At 58.4% G+C, this 2,744-nt stretch carries 2 protein-coding genes; both read right to left on the bottom strand.

The window, feature by feature from the left end:
• Positions 1-447 precede the first annotated feature (447 nt).
• Positions 448-1,491, bottom strand: coding sequence for an HAD family hydrolase (locus ACXJL8_RS38425; protein ID WP_456686750.1), 1,044 nt, complete (start codon positions 1,489-1,491; stop codon positions 448-450).
• 77 nt (positions 1,492-1,568) lie between these two features.
• Positions 1,569-2,744 (bottom strand): sulfatase-like hydrolase/transferase (locus ACXJL8_RS38420; RefSeq protein WP_456686749.1); only part of this gene is annotated, 1,176 nt, incomplete at its 5' end.

Genomic DNA, 2,744 nt, shown 5'->3' with positions numbered 1-2,744 from the left:
GCCTGGGGCGGTGGGTGCCGCTGCCAGACTGCCGAACAGCCCCGGGACCCAGAACGAGATGCCGCTCTCGTCGGCGCTCGCGATCTGCGGCGAAAACGTGAGAGCTGCAAACGCAATTGCGCCGAGCAGGGTCGGCTGAGAGGAACCCGCAAATCCCAACGTGCGCTTCATCTGCAATCTCCTAGCGGTTCGACGGATGCGTCGGGATTTGGCGGTCGCGAACACACTTTCCGTTTTAAGACCTGGTCCCGTCATGAGGCCTAAGCCTATCTCGAGACCGAAGGAATCGGAGTTTCGTCTACGGGCTGTCAGTAAGGCATGCTCCAGACGCGATGTCCGTTGTGAATTGGCCACATCCAAAAAATATAGTCGGGTGCTATGCCCGACAGCGTGCATAACGGCTGGCTGGCTGCGCACTGCATTCGCGCAGCCATGGGTCTTACGATTTCACCTCTCATCAAACGAAAAGATCCTCTTCCAGTCGTTCTTCATGTCCACAACGGTCCACCTGTTCGGCGCTGCAGCATCGAGAGCGACATCGAGCTTGCCGAAATGTGATTGGCGATCGTAGGCATATTCACGTTCCGCGTCGGTATGGTGGACGATCAKGCCGAACCGCGCGCCGCTGGTACCGAGCGTCGCCCATTGCAGCATTTCGAGGTCGCCATCGGAGTTACCGAATGCGGCGATCGGACGCCGGCCAATGTGGCTATTGATCCCGATCGGCTTGCCGGCCTTGTCGTCGATGAAATCGACCTCGGGCAAGCGAAATAGAACCGGTGTGCTGTCACGCATTTCATATCGGGTCTTGATTGACGATCCGACCACCTGCTCGGAAGGCACTCCATAAATCGTCTCGGTCCATGGCCGCATGAACTCGACGCCGCCACCTGACACGATAAAGGTCTTGAAGCCGTTGGCGCGGAGGTAAGCGAGCAATTCGAGCATAGGCTGATAAACGAGTTCGGTGTAGGGACGTTTGAAGCGGCCATCACGCGCGGTCGCAAGCCAGTCTGTGACGATCTTCTCAAATTCCGCTGTCGTCATGCCGGCGTGTGTCACAGCGATGATTTCGACCAGTCCTTTTTCACCGGAAGCCGCCAGCGCCTTCAGGTCGCCGTCCAGCACCGCTGCGAACGGCTGCTTGGTCTTCCAGTCCGGATGCATGGGTGCAAGAACCTTTACGCGATCGAGTGCGAAGGCCAGCTGAATATACATCGGCTGCTCGATCCAGAGCGTGCCGTCATTGTCGAAAGTTGCAACGCGTTGCTCGGACGGTACGAAATAAGGGCCGTTTTGCGTCGTGACGCGCGTGACGAAGTCGAGGATTGACGATTTGGTCGGACCGTCGTTCCAGGACGGGAGCGGATCGCGTTGTGCCTGTGCCACCGCGGAGGTGGAACGGAACGGGGCAGAGATCAAGGGAAGCAGCGCCAGCGACGAGAGCAGAATGCGGCGATCGATAACAGGAAGACGAACAGTCGGTTTCATGACGGGCTCCCTTCCGCTGCCAAGCGGGCGCACGGAAATTCKGCGCGCCCGCCATAAATCAGTCGAAGCCCTGGCGACTACCTAGTCATTGCCGCCCGAGCCGCCTCGATTTTCGCCTTCACGGCATCGAGGTTGAAGCTTGCGCCCTTTTGCATCGGCGGAAACTCGATCGCCGTCATCGCCAGCTTTTCCACCTGCTGCTGAACAAACACAAAGCGCCAGAATTCGTATTTGAACCAGTCGAAGTATTGCTGCGCGCCTTCTTTGCTCCCGTTATCGGGCCAGCCCGTGCGCTCGAACGGATCGAGGCGAAGGTTGGTGAGGTAGGGCACGTCAACCTTGGATTTTTCACCGAGCCAGCCCCTAGGCTGGTCAATGAAACGATACTTGAAGTCGTCGATGCGAACGGCACCGAGTTCGCTCTCTCCGAAGTAAAAGATTTCGTGCCGGTTCGACGGCCCCTTGCCGGTGATCATGTCCATCTGGTTATAGCCATCCAGATAGCACTTATAGGTCCTCTCACCGATCTGTTTGCCCTTCTTCAGCTCGTCTGCAATGTTTGGGTTACCGGCTGCCGCGAGGAAGGTCGGAAACCAGTCCAGACCTGAAATGATGCCGTTCTCGACCTTGCCGGCCGGCACCTTGCCCGGCCAACGGATCATGCAGGGTACACGGAAGCCACCTTCCATGACGGTACCCTTGCTCTGCGCGAAAGGCGTCTGTCCGCCATCGGGCCAGGTGAAGACCTCGGTTCCGTTGTCGGTGGTGAAGACGACGATGGTGTTGTCATCCACGCCCATATCCTTGAGCTTCTGCATCACGAGGCCGACGTCGTCATCGAGCTGCGCCATGCCGGCTTCATGTATCGACCAGCCGTTCTTGGAATTTCGTAGGGCCTGGTATTTGGGCGAGAGGTGGGTGACGATGTGCATCCGGGTCGGGTTGAGCCACAGGAAGAACGGCTTGTTGTCGGCCTTGGCCTTCTCGATGAACTTCAGCGCGAGATCGCGAATTTCGGCATCTACGGTTTCCATCCTCGGGGGATAAAGCGTCCCGGCATCCTCGATCCTCTGCTTGCCGACCTTTCCCCAGCGCGGATCGACGGTGGAATCGTCCACATCGGTCGCGTACGTATGGAGCATGTTGCGCGGACCGACGGTGTTCAGCAGATCCTGCGGGTAGTTCGGGTGCGCGGGGTCTTCCATGGCGTCGAGGTGATAGAGGTAACCGAAGAACTCGTCGAAGCCGTGCAC

The sequence above is a fragment of the Bradyrhizobium sp. P5_C11_2 genome (assembly GCF_054049755.1).
This window is presented reverse-complemented; position numbering and strand designations above follow the sequence as displayed.